This window comes from Streptacidiphilus sp. BW17 (assembly GCF_041262485.1).
Lineage (GTDB): Bacteria > Actinomycetota > Actinomycetes > Streptomycetales > Streptomycetaceae > Streptacidiphilus.
In genome coordinates this window covers 23,571-42,039 of record NZ_JBGCCR010000018.1, presented here as the reverse complement: position 1 = coordinate 42,039, position 18,469 = coordinate 23,571, and the positions used below count along the sequence as shown (strand labels likewise).

The 18,469-nt window shown below is 71.4% G+C and carries 13 protein-coding genes and 1 other RNA gene; 5 read left to right on the top strand and 9 right to left on the bottom strand.

What is annotated here, in order from left to right; genetic code table 11:
* Window positions 1-141 precede the first annotated feature (141 nt).
* Window positions 142-627, bottom strand: a complete 486-nt coding sequence (locus tag ABH940_RS22000; RefSeq protein WP_370069485.1) for a MarR family winged helix-turn-helix transcriptional regulator — start codon at window positions 625-627, stop codon at window positions 142-144.
* A gap of 127 nt (window positions 628-754) precedes the next feature.
* Here ABH940_RS22000 and ABH940_RS21995 point away from each other — a divergent pair, with 127 nt between their 5' ends.
* On the top strand, window positions 755-1,165 hold the full coding sequence (locus tag ABH940_RS21995; protein WP_370069487.1) for an organic hydroperoxide resistance protein: 411 nt from the start codon (window positions 755-757) through the stop codon (window positions 1,163-1,165).
* Between the two features lie 480 nt (window positions 1,166-1,645).
* Here the strand turns inward: ABH940_RS21995 and ABH940_RS21990 are convergent, their stop codons facing one another.
* Window positions 1,646-2,599 carry a GlxA family transcriptional regulator gene (locus ABH940_RS21990; protein WP_370069489.1) on the bottom strand — a complete coding sequence of 318 codons (954 nt, stop codon included), beginning with the start codon at window positions 2,597-2,599 and terminating at the stop codon, window positions 1,646-1,648.
* 99 nt (window positions 2,600-2,698) lie between these two features.
* On the opposite strand from ABH940_RS21990, the gene ABH940_RS21985 reads away from it, so the two are divergent.
* On the top strand, window positions 2,699-3,994 hold the full coding sequence (locus ABH940_RS21985; protein WP_370069491.1) for an MFS transporter: 1,296 nt from the start codon (window positions 2,699-2,701) through the stop codon (window positions 3,992-3,994).
* Between the two features lie 100 nt (window positions 3,995-4,094).
* Here the strand turns inward: ABH940_RS21985 and rnpB are convergent.
* The 4 genes from rnpB to ABH940_RS21965 form a co-directional block, all read right to left on the bottom strand.
* Window positions 4,095-4,498: RNase P RNA component class A (gene rnpB, locus ABH940_RS21980), an RNA gene on the bottom strand.
* 51 nt (window positions 4,499-4,549) lie between these two features.
* Window positions 4,550-6,616: a hypothetical protein gene (locus ABH940_RS21975; protein ID WP_370106010.1), complete on the bottom strand. Its 2,067-nt coding sequence runs from the start codon at window positions 6,614-6,616 to the stop codon at window positions 4,550-4,552.
* Between the two features lie 219 nt (window positions 6,617-6,835).
* Window positions 6,836-8,296, bottom strand: a complete 1,461-nt coding sequence (locus ABH940_RS21970; RefSeq protein ID WP_370106009.1) for an RNB domain-containing ribonuclease — start codon at window positions 8,294-8,296, stop codon at window positions 6,836-6,838.
* Window positions 8,297-8,355: 59 nt separating this feature from the next.
* Entirely contained in the window at window positions 8,356-10,302 is a 1,947-nt protein-coding gene (locus ABH940_RS21965) for a streptophobe family protein (protein WP_370106007.1), read from the bottom strand.
* Window positions 10,303-10,500: 198 nt separating this feature from the next.
* On the opposite strand from ABH940_RS21965, the gene ABH940_RS21960 reads away from it, so the two are divergent.
* Window positions 10,501-13,275 (top strand): FHA domain-containing protein, encoded by a 2,775-nt coding sequence (locus tag ABH940_RS21960; protein ID WP_370106006.1) that lies wholly within the window; start codon window positions 10,501-10,503, stop codon window positions 13,273-13,275.
* Window positions 13,276-13,368: 93 nt separating this feature from the next.
* Here the strand turns inward: ABH940_RS21960 and ABH940_RS21955 are convergent, their stop codons facing one another.
* Window positions 13,369-14,490 (bottom strand): S-adenosylmethionine:tRNA ribosyltransferase-isomerase, encoded by a 1,122-nt coding sequence (locus tag ABH940_RS21955; RefSeq protein ID WP_370069568.1) that lies wholly within the window; start codon window positions 14,488-14,490, stop codon window positions 13,369-13,371.
* 80 nt (window positions 14,491-14,570) lie between these two features.
* Window positions 14,571-15,296, bottom strand: a complete 726-nt coding sequence (locus ABH940_RS21950; RefSeq protein ID WP_370069570.1) for an SDR family NAD(P)-dependent oxidoreductase — start codon at window positions 15,294-15,296, stop codon at window positions 14,571-14,573.
* Between the two features lie 204 nt (window positions 15,297-15,500).
* On the opposite strand from ABH940_RS21950, the gene ABH940_RS21945 reads away from it, so the two are divergent.
* Window positions 15,501-16,685: a GAF domain-containing sensor histidine kinase gene (locus ABH940_RS21945; protein ID WP_370069572.1), complete on the top strand. Its 1,185-nt coding sequence runs from the start codon at window positions 15,501-15,503 to the stop codon at window positions 16,683-16,685.
* Window positions 16,678-17,325, top strand: coding sequence for a response regulator (locus ABH940_RS21940; RefSeq protein WP_370069574.1), 648 nt, complete (start codon window positions 16,678-16,680; stop codon window positions 17,323-17,325). Before ABH940_RS21945 ends, ABH940_RS21940 begins: the two co-directional genes overlap by 8 nt.
* A 265-nt stretch (window positions 17,326-17,590) precedes the next feature.
* Here ABH940_RS21940 and ABH940_RS21935 read toward each other — a convergent pair whose 3' ends face one another.
* A complete protein-coding gene (locus ABH940_RS21935; RefSeq protein ID WP_370069576.1) occupies window positions 17,591-18,406 on the bottom strand; it encodes a hypothetical protein in 816 nt (271 codons plus the stop codon).
* Window positions 18,407-18,469 lie beyond the last annotated feature (63 nt).

Here is an 18,469-nt window from a genome sequence, read left to right as displayed (position 1 = left end):
GCTCGCGGCTCGCGGCTCGCGGCTCGCGGCTCGCGGCTCGCGGCTCGCGGCTCGCCGTGATGATCAGTACCACTCGTCAACCGGGAACTCCAGCCTTCCGATACGTCGCCGCCCAAGGTAACCCCCGCCCTGCGGAGCGGATCAGCCGGTGCAGCCGATTGTCGGGTCGCCGGTGTCCAGACGGGCGGTGACCCGGTCGAGCAGGGACTGCAGCGCCGTGACCTCGTCGAGCGACAGTCCGGTCGCCGCGAAGATCCGGCGCGGGACGTGCAGAGCCTGTTCGCGCAGCGCGGTGCCGGAGTCGGTGAGGCGGACCGTGACCGAGCGCTCGTCCTCCGCGCTGCGCTCGCGGCGGACGTGCCCGGCCGCCTCCAGGCGCTTGAGCAGCGGAGAGAGGGTGCCGGAGTCCAGACGCAGGTAGCTGCCGATCTGCTTGACCGGCAGGGGCCCGTGCTCCCAAAGCACCAGCATCACCAGGTACTGCGGATAGGTGAGGCCGAGCTCCTGCAGAACCACCCGGTACACGCCCCCGAACGCACGCGAAGCGGCATTCAGCGAGAAGCAGACCTGGCGGTCCAGGCGGAGCAGTTCCTCGTCGGGGACGTCGGGCAGTGCGGTGGTGGCCATGGACCCAGGATAGCTGCGAGCGTTTTAGTTGCGCACAACTTAATTGCATGCTCTACTTCTGGATGTCAGGTTCCACCAGTGAACCGACCGACGACAGTGAACCGACCGACGAAGGGATCTGAGTTCCATGGAGGCTCTCTACACCGCTGCGGCGACCGCCAACGGACGCGAGGGACGTGCGGTCAGCTCGGACGGGCAGCTCGACCTCGCCCTGGCCATGCCCCCGGCGCTCGGCGGAAGCGGACAGGGCACCAACCCGGAGCAGCTGTTCGCCGCCGGTTACGCCGCCTGCTTCGCCAGTGCGCTCGGCGTCGTCAGCCGCCAGGCGAAGGTCGACACCAGCGAGGTCTCGGTGACCGCCGAGGTCACCATCGGCAAGGACGAGGCCGGCTTCGCCCTCGCTGTCACCCTGCGCGTGGAACTGCCGGACTCCCTCGACAACGAGACCGGCCGTCAGCTGGTCAAGCAGGCCCACGAGGTCTGCCCGTACTCCCGCGCGACCCGCGGCAACATTCCGGTCGAGCTGGTCGTCGAGTAGGCGCGGCTCCTGGACTGTCGACGGCCCCACAGCGGAAGTAACCGCTGTGGGGCTGCCGTGCTGCGCTCATTTTGGATGCCAGCGGGTTCGCGCCGCTGGCCCTGGCCAGCGACATCGAGCCGGACCATAGCCGTCAGCTGCGTGTACACGAAGAGTCAGGGGGCGTATCTCTTGGTGCGCAAAGGCGCCGCATCTGGACATCTGTCCTCGATTCGAGAGGACTCATGCAATGTGACGATCGGCGGGCATCCGGTTGCCGCCCCACCACGGCAGCGGTGACGCCCAGGCCTGTCGCCCTGAGGAGAGCGCTGGATGCCGCGCAGTGGGGCGCCTCCAGCCCACGGACCAGGCGACATCGTCAGGCGGGCAACTCGCGCCCCTCGGCCCGCAGTGCGCTCGACGCACCCGCTTGCGCAGGGTATCCACCCCGAGACGTCCCGAGAGCATGCGCGGTCCATCTGGGCCCTCGTCGTCTGCGGCTTACGAGGTCCCTGCGGTGAAGGTCCTGCGATAGGCATCCGGGTTGATGCCGAGCGCGTCGTGGAAGTGACGGCGCAGAGCCACTGCGGTGCCGAAGCCGCCGAGCGTGGCGATGCGCTCGATCGTGAAATCGGTCGTTTCGAGGAGTTGTTGGGCCTGCCGGACGCGTTGGATGTTCAACCATTCCAGCGGCCTCGCACCGGTTCGCCTGACAAAGTGCCGGTGCAAGGTGCGGACACTCACTCGCGCGTGCTGTGCCAGTTGCTCGACCGTGAGCGCTTCAGCAAGGTGCTCCAGCGCCCATTGCAACGTGGCGCCGAAATCACCGTTGTCCTTCGGTGCCGGAACGGGGTCGATGTACTGCCGCTGATTGCCTTCTCTCTGCGGCGGCGCGACCAAGCGTCTCGCCACCTGGTTGGCGACGTGTGCGCCGTAGTCCTTCCGCACCAGGTGCAGGCACAGGTCGATGCCTGCGGATTTCCCGGCCGATGTCAGGACGTCGCCGTGGTCGATGTACAGCGGTGCTGGATCGACGACGATCTGCGGATGCCGTTCGGCCAGCGCCAGCGCGTGCACCCAGTGCGTCGCGGCACGGCGCCCGTCGAGCAGTCCCGCTGCGGCGATCACGAATGCACCGGTGCAGATCGAGGCAATCCGTGCGCCTCGTCGCGCCGCCTCCCGTACAGCGACCACTAGATCGGGCGCGGGAGTGAGTGCCGCGTCATGGCATGCCGGGATGATGACGGTGTCTGCCGCAATCAAGTCGTCGTAGGTGTACGGAGTCGCGGCTGTGAACCATTCATCGACGCGGGCGCCGGGCGGGCTGCATACCTTGAACGTGTACCAGTCGGTTCCGGTCAGATCGCTGCGGTCGGTTCCGAAGATCGTGCATGGTGCCGCCAGCTCGAAGACTGGAACGCTGTCGCTGAGTGCCAGTGCCACCACATGAGGCATGTCCGAAATTTTATCAGCGGTGACAGATCGGTCACTGTTGCCGGATCTGGATCTTGGCGATCGTGGACGCATGACTGAACGGAGCGCTGCCTCCGCCCCTTGCACGACAGTTCGGCCCAGGCGGCCCGAGATCGCTGCCGCGACGACACCGATTCAGACGAGCAGGTTCCGCTGATGGCCGCGCGTGAGCGGACGGGCGGGCTTGCCGACGCGGCAGTGATCTTCATGTCCGTGGCGGCGGCGCTGGGAACCTCTACCATCTACGTGCTGCAGCCCTCGGTTGCGCAGGTCGCAGACTCGCTGGGGTCGCGGATCGCAGAAGTCGGCCTCGCACTAGCCTTCGGCCCGATCGGCTACATGATCGGCCTGGCCGTACTGGTTCCGCTCGTGGACCGCTACTCACCCAACCGGGTGATGGCCGTCCAGTTTGCTGTGCTCGGAGCCGCACTCGGGATCAGCGCCCTCGTCCGCGGCATCGCACCACTCGGCGCGCTGACCGCTGTGACGGGTGCCTTCTCTGTGGTCGGTGCAGGCATGAGCTCCATCGCCGGACGGCTGGCACGGCCTCACCGGCGCGCTACCACGCTGGGAATCGTCACGTCCGGAATCTCAGCCGGGATCCTGTCCGGGCGCATCGTCGGTGGACTCCTCGCCGACCATTTCGGGTGGCGCGGCATGCTCTGGACGTTCGCCGCCGGGTGCGCCGTATGCGCGCTCTGCTGCCTGCTCGTGCTGCCAAACATGCGCAACGCAGCAACCGGAGGCCTGTTCACCAACCTTCGTTCCGTACCCGGGCTCTTCGTCCGGCACCGAGACCTGAGTCTCGCCGCACTGCGAGGCGCGTTGTGGTTCTTCGGGTTCTGCACCGTCTGGGCAGGCCTGGGGGCTGCGCTCTCCCAACCTCCCTTCACGTACTCGCCGGAGCGGATCGGCGTATACGGGCTTGCTGGACTGTCAGGAATCGCTGCCACCCAGATCGCCGGCCGATCCGCTGACCGCCTCGGTGCCCGAAAGGTCATCCTCGTTGGCCTGCTTCTGGCATCTACCGCAGCGCTGACGAGCGCATTCACCCTTCACAGCATGATCGCCACGCTGGCCTGCCTGGCCCTCTTCGACGCCGGCCTGTTCGCAGCACAGGTCGCCAACCAAAGCACGGTCTTGGCGATCGACCCCACTGCGCCCGCCCGATACAACAGCGGATACATGGTGGTCTACTTCATCGGCGGAAGCCTCGGCACAGCACTCGGCCCCACCGCAGTCACAAGGTTCGGCTGGCCGACAACCACGCTTGCGACCACGGCTGCCCTCCTGGCTGCCACAACCCTGACCCTCGCGAATCAACCTGACCAGACGTCAGCTGCCAACCCCGTCGTCGAACACCAGCGGGTGCGATAACCAACATCGGTGAGAGCAGCCCATCGATCCCCAGAGACTCCCCAGGGTCTGCTCGGGGCTACTGGGGGGAGGGCTCCGCCCCTGGTCAGAGGGGGAGCGGCGGACGAGGCGGCCTGTACGCCGGGTTCTGTCTCCGCGGTCCGTTGCCGGGCCGCGGGAGGCGGTCATCCATCTACGGCGGCCGTTGCCGGCCGCCTCAAGCGGTCTACCCGCTGACTCGGGCGGGCAGCCCTCAGGCGTCAGCGCAGGGCATCGAACCCGATGCCCATCTTGACCTTGCTCCAGGTGGGGTTTACCTAGCCGTCCAGGTCACCCTGGACGCTGGTGGTCTCTTACACCACCGTTTCACCCTTACCGGGCGCCGAAGCGCCTGGCGGTCTGCTTTCTGTGGCACTGTCCCGCGGGTCACCCCGGGTGGCCGTTAGCCACCACCCTGCCCTGTGGAGCCCGGACGTTCCTCGGCAGATCCCGTGAGGGATCCGACGCGACCGCCCGGCCGGCTCGTCCGCCGTGGTGACCATGGTAGCGGGCCGCCGGGCCTGTCCGGTCCCGACCTCAGCCGGAGACCAGCGGTGTGACGGCCGCGGCCGGGCCGTCGGGCGTCAGGGCCTGCAGTGCAGGTTGGGCGGCGGATCCGGCCAACCGCAGGGTCAGATGCAGGCCGGGCCAGCCGACCAACGTCATGGCGTGCGGTGCATGGAGGAGCTGGGGCGTGTTGCCCCCGCCGGAGAGTTCCGCGACGGTCCGGCTCTGGCCGACGGGGGTGACCTGCTCCAGCGCCCGGTCGGCGCTGTGCAGCAGGCGCGCGGTGGCGGCGAAGACGCTCGGCAGCATGGTGCTGATGTTGCCCGGCTGTCCCAGAACCGCGCCGACCAGTGTGACCTCGTGCCCGGCGACGCGGGTGCGCGCCGAGAAGAGCAGGCAGCCGCCGGCCCAGTAGGTCGAGCCGGTCTTGATGCCGTCGACACCGTCCTGGCCGAGCAGGGCGTTGTAGTTGCGGATCGCGCCGCCGGGGATGACGGCGGAGGTTTCGTCGACGAGGTCGGCGAAGGACGGGTCGGTGATCGCGGCCTCGCCGAGCTTGACCAGGTCCGTCGCCGTGGAGACCGAAGTGCCGAGATAGCCGGAGGGCTGGGTGAACCAGGTGTGGGTCATGCCCAGGGTCGTTGCCATGGCGTTCATCCGGGTCACGAAGCGGCTTTCGCTGCCCGCGTCCCAGGCGGCCAGGATCTCGGCCATGTTGTCCGCGGAGGCGAGCAGCAGCGCCTGCAGCGCCTGCCGCTCGGTGAACCGTTCTCCCGTCCGGACCGGTACCAGGGACTGGTTCAGCGCCTCCTCGCCGGGAAGCGCCGCGGCCTCGGCGGCGGTGATCGTGAGGACCGGTCCGGACTGGCCGGGGGCCAGCGGGTGGTCCTTGAGGATCAGATAGGCCGTCATCGTCTTGGTGACGGACGCGATCGACTGCGCGGTGCCCACCGGACCGCTGCTCCCCAGCAGTCCGACGCCCGGGACCGCGATGGCCGCCTGGCCGGAGGAGGGCCACGCCAGGGCGAGGTGTCCGGGCACGGTGAACGAGGCGGGGACGGTCAGGCTCAGACGCGGCGCGGACGGTGCGGCGCCGGCCGGATGTCCGAGAGCCCCGGCGACGGAGTCTGCGGCCGACGAGGTCGAGGAACCGGATCCGAGGGTCACCGCCAGCACGACGGCCACGGCGACGACCCCGACCCCGCCGGCGGTCGCGATCCGGACGTTGCGCCGATCGGCGAGCAAGTCCCGGCAGCGCTCGACGAGTTCGCCGAGGTTGCCGACGTTGACGTCGGCCAGGCGATCGGCCACCGCCAGTCGTACGTCGCGGGCGTTCCGGCCGATCCGGGCGGACGCCTCCCGCAGCCTCGGGAAGCGCGAAGGCGCGCTGACCATCCCGGTGACGTCGGGGATCGGGGTGAGGCCGCCGAACGCGACGGGAGCAGCTGCCCCGGCAGAGACAGCGGCAGGGGTAGCCGTAGCGGCAGGGGTTGCCGCGACTACAGGGGTAGGCGCAGCCGGAGTCGGAGCGGTAGCGGAAGTCGCGCCAGCGGTACCGGCCTCCGGCGCGGGCGCGGGCGCGGTCTCGATCTCGATCTCGGCGGCAGTGTCGAGAGCAGCGGCATCCGCATCGGTACCTGTGTCTGCTTCGGCACCGGCTTCGGGACCTGATTCGGTGTCGAGATCGACATCGGTGCCGGTGTCGGTGTCGGCGGCTGCAGCGGAATCGCCGTCGGAGTCCGGATCGGCGGCCTCGGCATCGGTGACCTCGGCATCGACGCCCGGATCGTCCTGCTCAGCCGGCACACCGGGCTCCGGCTCGTCCGGGCCATCAGGCTCGTCCGAAGCATCCAAAGCATCCGAAGCATCCGGCTCGTCCGGGTCACCCGAGTCCGGCTCGTCTGCCTCGTCTGCCTCGTCCAGCTCCGGCTCAGTCTCAGCCACTGCCTCGGCATCAGCCTCTGCGGCCTCCGCGGCCTTCGCGGTCGGCTCGCCCGGGGCCGTCTCCGGGGCCTCCGCCGCCGGGGCGGGATCGTGCGCTGCCGGAGGGGAGTCCGGGCGCGGGTGTTGCTGCTGCTCGTCGGTCGACGTGGGCACGACAGACCTCAGTCCTCAAGGAGCTAAAGGAAGGAAAGGGAAGGCATCGGAACGCATACGGAGAGTCTTCGTGTGGCCCCGGGGCTGGACTGTACAAGGGCACAGGCCCTCTGTGCTGCGGTTTCACCTGGTCAGCACCGAACACGCGCCCAACCGCCGCCCGACCACCGCGCGACCGCCCCGCAAACACCCCCCAACCGCCGCGACCGTCCCCACGGCTCACGCCGTGACGAAACGGAGCGCCGGGTGGGAGAGTTCGACGGAGGTGAGGCGGACCCGGATCTCCGCGCCCAGCGGGAGCGGGCCGTGGCCGTTGTCGTCGGTCAGCGGGGCGCGCACCGCGGGGTCGCAGAGCTGGACCGTGCCGCGCACCGGATGGCGCTCGTCGACGTCGATGACGATCCCGTCGAAGAGCTCGCCCTCACGGCCCGTCAGCAGTGCGGCCTCGACCAGGTCCACGCAGGCCCGCTCGACCTCGTGGGCGCGGCGGTCGCCGGACGCCATCAACGCGGGCAGGGTCGGCAGCGCCTCCCGCACCCACGACGGGGGCTCCTGACCGGCCGTCAGCGCCACGCACACCTCCCCCGCGAAGCGGTCGACCAGCCGCCGCAGGGGAGCGGTGCAGTGCGCGTACGGCGCGGCGACCGCCGCGTGGGCCGGGTTCTCGGGCACGACGCCGCCACCGGGGACGTCGAAGGCGGTGTAGCCCGCGCCGCGCAGCAGGCCGGTGCACTCGTTGAGGAACGCCGCATGCGCCGGGAGCTGCGGGTCGAGCGAGCGGATCAACTGCGGGTAGGGGAGGCTCATCGGCCAGTCCACGTGCAGCGCCTGGGCGATCCGGTGCAGCTTCTCGAACGCGCTGGGCGGTGCGCCCGGAAGGGTGCGCAGGACGCCCGTGCCGCCGTCGAGCATCAGCCCGGCCGCGGCCATACCGGTCAACAGCGAGATCTGCGCGTTCCAGCCGTCGGCGGGAAGCGGTGCGCGGTAGGCGAGGGTGTAGCCGTCGCCGGGGATCTCCTCGACCTCTTGCTCGGGGATCGGCAGGCTGACCCCGCCACGGGCGCGTTCCCGCTCCTCGCGCAGCGGGCCGATGACGCCGAGAAGGGTCAGCGACTCCTCGGCGGTGCCGGTGTCGAGGGCCTTCTGGACACCCGCGTAGTTCAGCTTGGCCCGGCTGCGGACCAGCGCCCGGCGCAGCCGGGTCTCGCGCAGTTCGCCGTCCGCGTTCAGGTCCAGCTGCCAGAGCAGCGCCGGAGCGTCCTGGCCGGGGAGCAGGCTGGCCGCGCCCTCGGAGAGCTGCGGCGGATGCAGGGGGACCCGGACGTCGGGGAAGTAGAGCGTCTCGACCCGCCTCCGGGCCTCGGTGTCTATCGCGCCGCCGGGCCGGACGAAGGCGCTGACGTCGGCGATCGCGTAGTGCACGCGGTAGCCGCCACCGGGGCGGCGCTCCAGGTGCATCGCCTGGTCCAGATCGCGCGACTCGGGCGGGTCGAGGGTGAAGAGCGGCAGGTCCGTCGCGTCGAACCCGGGCAGGACGGGCGCGGCGGAGGCGGCGGCCACCTCGGCGAGCACGGCGTCCGACCAGCCGTTCGGAAGCTCCAGCCGGGCCCGCAGCGCGGCGAGTTCCGTGTTGATCCGGGCGGTCCCGGCGGTCCGTACGCTCAGCAGTCGACGCGGCACGCGCCCAGCGTAGTTGCGTGCCGCGCCGAACATCGAAGCAGGGCCGACGCCAGGGGGCCCTACCGGTACGGGTTCTCCGACGGTGGCTGCTGCTGCGGACCGGCCGGGCCGGGGCCCTGCTGAGGGAGGCCGCCGTAGGGGTTGCCGCCGGGTGCCGGGCGCGGCGGGTGGCCGGGTGCCGGGGGAGGCCCGGCGGGGCCGGGGTTCGGGCTGGCGTACGGATTGCCGCCGCTCTGTGGTGGCGCCTGCGCCGGGGGTGCGCTCTGCGGCAGCCCGCCGTAGCCGCCGCCGTGCCCGCTGCCATACCCGCCGCCGTAACCGCCTCGCGGCCCGGGGGAAGGCGGCGCAGGCATCGGCGGCGCGGAGGGTGCGGGCGGCGCAGCCGGGTACCCCGGCCCTGCCGGATACCCCGCCACCGCACCGCCGCCTTCCGCACCGCCGCCTTCCGCCGCGACGCGCTTCGCGCTCGCGAAGCGGCGGACCAGTGCCGCGCCCGCCGCGCCGAAGACCGCGCCCTCGACCAGGCCCAGCACCACTGCCAGCAGCACGTTGCCCGTCACGCTCAACCCGGCGCCCGCCGCGTCGAAGCCGAAGACCGAAAGGTTCGCGTTGACCGAGACGTCGGCCAGCATCAGCAGCACCGGCGTGACCACCGCCAGCCCCACGCCCAGGCGCAGAGCCGCACCGCCCACCTCGGAGCCGACCGACTCGGAGCCGACCGACTCGGTGCCGACCGACCCCGGAACGCCCGTCAGCGGGCGCGGAGTCCGTACCGCCGCGTAGACGCCGACGGCGAACAGCGTCAGCACCACGCCGACCGGCAGCAGCCAGACCCTGCCGTCCAGTGAGGCCAGCGACGAGACGGTGATGGTCTTCCCCTCGCCGCCCGCCAGCAACTGGTTGACGGGAGACGGCAGGAAGTGGGCCAGCGGGCCGCGCGCTTGGCCGTTGAGCGGGATGCCCATGCCCAGCGCGATGGCGAGAAAGATGCCGTTGGGCGCCGCCAGCAACGCGCCGCCGATCGTCTTCGCCCCGCCGTTGCCGGTGAGGCCGACGATGACGCCCGCGACGGTGCCCACGGCGACCGTGCCGAGGTAGATCGTGGTGATCGCGGAGGCGACCGGCCGTACGGTCCGGGTCAGGCCGCTCCACGCCGTCGGCAGTGGGACGCGCCGGGCCGCGACACAGGCGAAGGCGAGCACCAGCACCACCCACAGCAGTCCGAAGCCGAGCGTCGGCAGCAGATCGACCTTGAAGCCCACCGTCTGCTGGCTGTTGCCGACGAGACCGCCGAATAGACCGCCCAGGCCGCCGTCACCGCCACCGCTGCCCCCGCTGCCGCCGCCCGCATGGACCCCCGAGTGGGCGGAGTTGCCGAGCAGCCCGCCGAGCGCCCCGCCGATCCCGCCGTCGGAGCCACCACTGCCGCCGCTGCTGCCACCGGTCGTGCCACCCGTGGTGCCACCGGAGGAACCGCCGCCCCCGCCACCGAGGTTCAGTGCGACGGAGCCGTCGCCCGCCCAGGCGACCACGGTGAGCAGCACCAGGAACGCCACCACCGCCCCGGCCGCTCGCGCGAGCAGGTCGGCCGGAGTGGGTGCGGCGATTCGCCGCAGCTGGGCGGTGAACAGCCAGCCGAGCACCAGCGCGCCGACGACGGTCAGGCCCAGCGGCAGGATGTCGATCGCGCCCTGGGCCGCCGCCGCGTCAAGTCCGAAGACGGAGACGTCACCTGTGGGGTTGACCTTTCCACCGACCGCCATGGACACCAGGACGGCGGTGACGGACCCCAGGTTGGCGTTCTGGTCGAGCCCGAGCAGGTGCACTCCGAGCGCGCCGATCGCGCCCATCGCGACGATCGCCCAACTCGCCGCCATGGCACTGAAGACGACGCCGCGGACCAGTCCCGGACCGGGGCCCCGCCCCGTCGTCCGGCCGGAATCCGCGCGCCCCGACGACCCGCCTGGGCCTCCGCGCGCTGGCTGTGCGTTTCCGTACCCCGTCATCGCCACACCATCCCGACGCTCGCGCGAACGACCGCAACGTCCGCCCCCAGGCGTCAGGTTGCCACAGTGTCACGGTCCGGCGTCATGGCACGGGTCCCGGTTCTCTGTTCGGTGACCGAGCTGGAATGATTCCCCCAGCAGTTCAGCATCCCTACACTGCCTCTGAAAACGTAAGGGGCTCATTCGGGGGACAACAACGTGGGACAGGCAACCGTGCCGCAACTTGTACTAGAGATCAACGGGCAGCGAGCGACGCTGGAACCCGGGCGCAGTTACAGCGTCGGGCGCAACCCTCAGTCGGACTTCTGCATCAACGACGCCCGGGTGTCGTGGCAACACGCCACCATCTCCTTTGCGGGCAACGCCTGGTTGTTCCAGGATCTCGGCTCGACCAACGGCACTTTCGCCGCCGGGCAGCGGACGACGCAGGTCTACCTCGGCGACGGATCGGTGATCCTGCTCGGCAACGCCGAGAACGGCCCGCGGGTGAGCTTCACCGGAGTGCCCGCCGCGCAGCCGGTGCAGCAGCAGCCCGTTCAGCAGCAGGCACAGCCCGGCCAGCAGCCCTTCCCGGGTCAGCAGCACGGCCAGCAGGCACAGCAGTCGCAGCAGGCCGCCGCGTGGCACGACCAGAGCACCTCGCGCTACGGCGGCGCACAGCCTCAGCAGCCTGCGCAGCAGCAGCAACAACACCAGCACCAGCCGTACCCGGGCCAGCAGCAGCCCTACCAGGCCCAGGTCCCGCAGCAGCAGATGCCCCAACAGCAGATGCAGCAGCAACAGGCCCCGGCAGCGGACGCGGGGGCGGCTGCCGGATACAACGCCGCCGCCGGCTACAACGCGGGGCCGGGCTACAACGCCGCCCCCGCCTACAACGCCGCAGCCGGCTACGCCCAGCCGGGGCAGCAGCAGGCCCCGCAGCAGTCACAGCCGTCACAGCAGGCCCCGCAGCCGGGCCAGCCGGTGCCCTCGCCGGTCTACGGCGCGCGCAACCCGACCATGGTCCGCAACCTGACGGCCGGTCTGAAGACCATCCGGATCGGTCGTGGCCTTGACAACGACCTGGTCGTCTCCGACCTGCAGGTCTCCCGGCACCACTCCGAACTGCGCCAGCTGACCGACGGCCGCTACGAGATCGTCGACCTCGAGAGCCACAATGGCACCTACGTCAACGGTCAGCCGATCTCGCGTCAGGTGCTGACCGCCCAGGACATCGTCGGTGTCGGTCACTCGACCTTCCGTCTGGTCGGCGACCGGCTCGAGGAGTTCGTCGACACCGGTGAGGTCTCCTTCTCCGCCCGTCACCTGACCGTCGAGGTCGAGCACAAGGGCCAGAAGAAGATCCTGCTCAACGACGTCAGCTTCGCGGTCCCGGAGAAGTCGCTCATCGGGGTGATCGGCCCCTCCGGTTCCGGCAAGTCGACGCTGCTCCGCGCGCTGACCGGCTACCGTCCGGCCGACCGCGGTGACGTCCTCTACGACGGCCGTAACCTCTACAAGCAGTTCGCCGAGCTGCGCCAGCGCATCGGTCTGGTGCCGCAGGACGACATCCTGCACTCGCAGTTGAGCGTCCGCACCGCGCTCGAGTACGCCGCCGAGCTCCGCTTCCCCGGCGACACCGAGAAGTCCGAGCGTCAGCGCCGGGTCGACGAGGTGCTGGTCGAGCTGCACCTGGAGAAGCGCGCCGACAACCGGATCACCGCGCTCTCCGGCGGCCAGCGCAAGCGCGTCTCGGTCGCCTTGGAGCTGCTGACCAAGCCGTCGCTGATCTTCCTGGACGAGCCGACCTCCGGTCTCGACCCGGGCATGGACCGCGACGTCATGAAGATGCTGCGCGACCTGGCCGACGAGGGACGCACCGTCCTGGTCGTCACCCACTCGGTGGCCGAACTCGCGCTCTGCGACCGGCTGTTGGTGATGGCCCCGGGCGGCTCGGTGGCGTACTTCGGTCCGCCGAAGGAGGCCCTGCACTTCTTCCAGTGCGAGGCCTGGGCCGACGTCTTCCAGGCCTTCGAGAACCACGCCGAGCACGACTGGGGCGGCCGGTTCCGCGGCTCGGTGCACTTCCAGATGTACGCGGCCGACGTCGACGCCGTGCAGGCCCAGTCCGCGCAGATACAGCACCACCAGACCCAGCCGCCCAAGCAGCAGAGCTGGGGCTCGCAGCTGTCCACGCTGGTACGCCGCTACCTGGCGGTGATCGCCTCGGACCGCGGCTTCATGCTGCTGTCGCTGCTGCTGCCCGCGGTCCTCGGTGTGGTCAGCATGGTCATCCCGTCGCCGGACGGCCTCACCCCGGGCCAGGGAGGCCTCAACACGAATGCCCCCACGATCATCCTGATCATGGCTGTCGGCGCCTGCTTCTCCGGAGCTGCCAACTCGGTTCGAGAGCTGATCAAGGAGCGGGTGATCTACGAGCGGGAACGCGCCGTCGGCCTCTCCCGCAGCGCCTACCTGATGTCCAAGGTCGTGGTCCTCGGTGTGGTGAGCGTGGTGCAGGGCGTGCTCATCTGCGGTATCGGGTTCTCGACCCGGAAGCTCCCGTCCGGGTTGATCGTCTCGGCTTTCCCGGCCCTCGAGATGACGATCCCGATCATCCTGCTGAGCTTCGCCTCGATGATGTTCGGTCTGGTCATCTCGTCGCTGGTCAAGACCAGCGAGAAGACCATGCCGCTGTTGGTGATGTTCGCCATCGTCCAGGTCGTCTTCACCGGCTGCCTCGGCTTCGCCATCGCCGGCAGTCCCGGACTGGAGCAGATCGCCTGGTTGATGCCGTCCCGGTGGGCCGCCGGAGCCCTGGGCACCACCATCGACCTGGGCCGTCTTATCGGCTCCCCGGACTCGATGTGGCAGCACACCGCTTCCCAGTGGCTGATCGACTGCAGCGCGCTCGTCGTCCTCAGCGCGGTCCTGGGGGTCATCGTGATCCGGCTGCTGCGCAGGCATGAGCCGGAGGTCATGCGTACCCGCTGACCGCAGGACGGAACACCGCGAGGCCGTATCCCCAGATAGGCGGGGATGCGGCCTCGCTACGTGTTCTCGGGTCTGAGGGCCGGGCAGGCACTGTCACCGGGTGAGGATCAGGTGCAGGTCGCCGAACTCGTGCCAGAGGTAGCCCTCGCGCAGTGCCTCCGCGTAGCTGCGGTCCAGCAGCGCCCGGCCCGCGATGGCCTCCAGCATCAGCAGGTGCGAGGCGCGCGGTTCGTGGAAGCCGGTGACCAGGCCGTCCACCACCCGCACCCCGCGCTCCGGGGTGATCACCACCTCGGTCCACCCCGAGCGCGGCCGGACCACGCCGGACGCGTCCGCCGCCGACTCCAGCGCCCGCACCGCCGTCGTGCCCACGGCGACGACGCGCGAGCCCGCCGCCCGTGCCGCGTTGACCACCCGCGTGGTCGGCTCGGGCACCTCGAACCACTCGGCGTAGGGCGGTTCGTGGGACTCCACCGAGGCGACGCCGGTGTGCAGGGTCAGCGGCACCACCTGCACGCCCCGGCTGACCAGCCGGGTGACCAGCTCCGCCGTGAACGGCCTTGCCGCGCTGGGCATCTCCGCCGATCCCGCGCGCGGTGACGGCTCGGCGAAGACGGTCTGATAGGCCGTCAGATCCCGGTCGGCATCGGTGTAGGAGTAGCGGATCGGCCGCCCGTAGCGGGCCAGGTACGCCAGCGGGTCGGTCGCCCCGAAGCAGGCCCGCCACAGGCGCGCTTGGGCACCTGCCGTCCGGCCTGCAGAGCCGACCGGCGCGAGCAGCGCCAGCCGCGCGCCCCCGGCGAGTCGGACGGTCACCTCCTCCGGGGCGCCTCCGGTCAGAGCCGTCGTCCGCTGCCGGGTGGACCCCCTGCCGTCGGGGGTGCGCAGCTCCACGACCCACTCGCCGTCCGAGCGCCGGGTCGAGAAGTGCACCACCACCGGCTCGCCGGTGTCGGTCACCCGGCCGTCGACGGCGGCGGGAAGCGTCGCGGAGGTGTTCACCACCAGCACGTCGCCCGGCTCCAGCAGTTGCGGCAGCTCGCGGAACGCGTGGTGAGTGACCGTCAGTCCGGAACGCCGGGCGACCATCAGCCGAACGTCGTCGCGTCCGCTGCCGCCGCGCTCCTCCGGCGGGGCCACGGCCTCCAGCTCCGGCGGCAGCTCCCAGTCGCCGAGACCGTCGACGAATCCCGCGTCCGTCACGTCATCCGCCACGTCGTCCTCCCGAGCGACCTCCCGAGCGTCCGCCCGCACTGCCCGTGCCTCCGGCGCCACCTGGACACCGCGCAGCCGGCTCACCGCGTCACCCCCGCCCCGGCCTCTGTCGCCTCGGCCGCCAGCCCGGCCGCCGTGTACCGGCCGCTCGGCAGCCGGTCCGTGACCAGCGCCAGCAGGGCCGGGACGGCCTGCTCCTCGGGCAGCGGTGCCTGCGCCGCCGACTGCGCGTCGGCCGCCGCGTACATCGCCGTGTTCATCTCGCCCGGGTCGACCCACCAGACCCGCAGGCTCGGCTCCTCCCGCTGCAGCACCGCCGACCACTGCTCCAGCGCCGCCTTGGTCGCCCCGTACGCACCCCAGGTCGGGTACGCCTCGACGGCGGCGTCGGAGGTGATGTTGAGCAGCGCGCCCTCGTGCGCCAGCAGCTGCGACAGCGCCTCCTGCGTCAGCCCGAGCGGCGCGAGCACGTTGACCTCGAGCGCGCGGCGCAGCACCTCCAGGTCCTGCTCCGCCAGCGTCACCAGCGGTTCGGACCCCTGCGCCCCCGACCCCAGTACCCCGGCGTTGTTGACCACCAGGCTCGCGCCGCCCAGGTCCCAGGCCGCGCTGACGAGTGCCCTGCGGTGAGCGGGATCGGTCACGTCGCCCGCGACCGCGTGGATCCGGGCGTGCGCGGCGGCGAGCTCGGCGAGCGCTTCGGCGTGTCGACCGTCCGCGACCACGTCCCAGCCGCGCTCGGCCAGGGCCAGCGCCAGCGCCCGTCCCAGTCCTCGCGACGCCCCCGTCACAATGGCGACTGCCATGGCGATTCCTCCTGTTGCTGAGTCCCGCTTGCTGAGTCCCGCTGCGGTGCGGTTCCGATACCGCCGAAGCTAGGCCGCCGCAGGTCCCGTCCACCTCGGGCGACCGGTCTCGCGACCCGGGTCCCTTCGACCTAGGTCATGGGACGTGCGACCGACCTCCCGACGTCCGATGCCGCGGGGATCACCCGGCGGTACGGTGACGGCATGTCGACAGACGCGTGCCCGCCCTACGAGGACGGACCCAGCGACCGGTGCCTCGGCGGTATCGAGGCGATCAGCTCCGCCGTGCTGGCCATGAGCCGCCACCTCGAAGTGCGCGAGGTGCTGCAGCGGATCGTCACCTCCGCCCGCACCCTGGTCGGCGCCCAGTACGCGGCGCTCGGCGTGCCCGACGACCACGGCGGCTTCGCCCAGTTCGTCGTCGACGGCGTCTCCGACGACCAGTGGCGCGCGATCGGCCCGCTGCCGCGCCAGCACGGCATCCTCGCCGCGATGCTGCACGAGCCGGACCCGACCCGCCTCGCCGACGTCCGCCAGGACCCGCGCTTCGGCGGCTGGCCCGGCGCGCACCCGGATATGCAGGCCTTCCTCGGCGTCCCGATCCAGGACGGCGAGGAGATCCTCGGTGCGCTCTTCCTGGCCAACCCGGAGGGACGGGAGAGCTTCTCCGGCCACGACGAGGAACTGCTCCGGATCCTCGCCGCCCATGCGGCGCTGGCCCTGCTCAACGCCCGCCTCTACGAGCGCAGTCGCGAGCTCACCCTGGTCGGCGAGCGCGCCCGGATCGCCCACGAGCTGCACGACGCCGTCTCCCAGAAGCTCTTCTCGCTCCGGCTCACCGCGCAGGCCGCCGCCACCCTGGTGGAACGCGACCCGGCCCGCGCCCGCGCCGAACTCGCCGAGGTCTCCCGCCTCGCCGCCGAGGCGGCCGACGAACTCCGCAGCGTGGTCGTCGAACTGCGGCCGGCCGCGCTGGACGAGGACGGTCTGCTACCGACCCTCGCCTCCCAGGTCGACGTCCTGAACCGGGCGCACACCGCGCACGTCCGCTTCTTCCACGACCGCGTGGGTGCGCTGCCCGCCGGGCAGGAGGAGGCACTGCTGCGGGTCGCCCAGGAGGCGCTGCACAACGCCCTGCGCCACTCCGGCGCGACCACGGTCGAGGTCGAACTCCGCTCCGTGCGCAGCCCGTCCGGCTCGGGACGCGGCGCCCGGCTGCGGGTGACCGACGACGGCAAGGGCTTCGACCCCGAGCAGACCCGCCGCGCCGGACGCCACCTCGGCCTGGTCTCCATGCGGGACCGCGCCGCGGGCGTCGGCGGCGCGTTGCACATCGACTCGTCCCCCGGAGCGGGGACCGTGGTGGAACTGGAGGTCCCCGGTGGCTGAACCGACCATCAAGGTGCTGCTGGTCGACGACCACCAGGTCGTCCGCCGCGGCCTGCGCACGTTCCTTGAGGTCCAGCCGGACATCGAGGTCGTCGGCGAGGCCGCGGACGGTGCGGAGGGCGTCGCCTGCGCCGAGGAGCTGCGGCCGGACGTGGTCCTCATGGACGTCAAGATGCCTGGCACCGACGGTATCGACGCGTTGCGGATGCTGAAGGAACGCGGCAACCCGGCCAAGGTTCTGGTGGTCACCAGCTTCACCGAGCACCGCACGGTCGTCCCGGCGCTCCGCGCCGGAGCGGCGGGTTACGTCTACAAGGACGTCGACCCGGAGGCTTTGGCCGGCGCGATCCGCAGCGTCCACGCGGGCCATGTCCTGCTCCAGCCGGAGCTGGCGGAGGCGCTGCTCGCCGAGGAGTCGGCGGGCCGGGCGCCCCAGGGCCGCGGCGGCACGCTGACCGACCGCGAACAGGAGGTCCTCGGTCTGATCGCCAACGGCCGCAGCAACCGCGAGATCGCTCGGGCGCTGACCCTCTCGGAGAAGACGGTCAAGACGCACGTCTCCAACATCCTGATGAAGCTCGACCTCCAGGACCGCACCCAGGCCGCGTTGTGGGCGGTCCGCAACGGAGTCGCGGGATAAACGGGGGCGCGGGATAGGGGCGCGAGGCTCTGCCAGCGAGCGGCTCCGCCGCGTGGGCGCGAGCAGAGGGGTGCTTCGCTACCGCAGGTAGTTGCAACCGCATAAGGGGCGCGGGGAACTGCGCGACAAGCCACCCTGGGTGGTGAGTCCCCGAACGGTCAGGGCCATCCGCACCGGGCGGTTTCTCGCGCAGTCCCCGCACCCCTGAGCACGTGCCTGCTTTCTCGCCTGCAGGATCCCCGTGCCCCCAGAACGTGCAACTTCCCTAACGTCGATCAGTAGCCGGTTCGTCCACCAGCGAGTTGTACGCCGCCACCCGTGCCCTCCGGGCCGCCCGTTCCAACGGCCGTAGCGCCCCCGCCCTCGCGGCCATCTCGCCCGCGCTCACCGCAGCCCCCTCGCTCAGCGCCGCCACCGCGACCAACGCGGCGACGCGCCTCGCGCTCTGCAGCACCCCCACCGCCCGCCCCGAGTAGCCAGGCGCGAGCAACTCCTCCGCCTGCGACGCGCGCGAGCGCATCCGCGCCAACGCGGCCTCGACGGACGGACTCCCCGCGCCCGCGACGTCGAGGCGGACCAGGGACTCGGTCGCCTCGCGCATGCCTTCCAGCAGCTCGCGTTCCGCGTCCCGCAGTGCCGGGACGTCCGCGGGGAAGCCCAGGTTCGCCGGCAGCGCGTGCCAGGTGACGGCGAGCACGCCGTCGTCCTCGTGGTCCGCGCCGTGCCACAGCGCCTCCGGGACCAGGCCCCAGGGTGCGCCGACGGCGACGACCGCCTCGCCGGTCTCCAGCGCCCGGGCGTTGAACTCGGCCGGTCCCGTCAGGCCCAGCGGGTGGCCGGAGGCGGGAAGGGCCAGCCGCAGGCCTGTCGCGCCCAACGCCCGCAACCGGCCCAGCGCCAGCGTCAGGCCGACACCGTCCGCGCCCGGCAGATCGCGGACGAGGTGCGTCTCGTCACCCCCGCGGACCGCCTCGGCCGCGTCGTCGGGGGAGGTGAGGCCCGCGAACCAGGCGTTGCCCCAGGCGACAAGTCGGGCGGACCGGGGTTCTTCGTACGCTTCGTGCGCTTCCGTCTGCGGCATGGGCCCAGCCTACGGAGCATCCGGTCACCTCGGTGGCGTAGGTTTGGACGGGCTCTGCTGGTC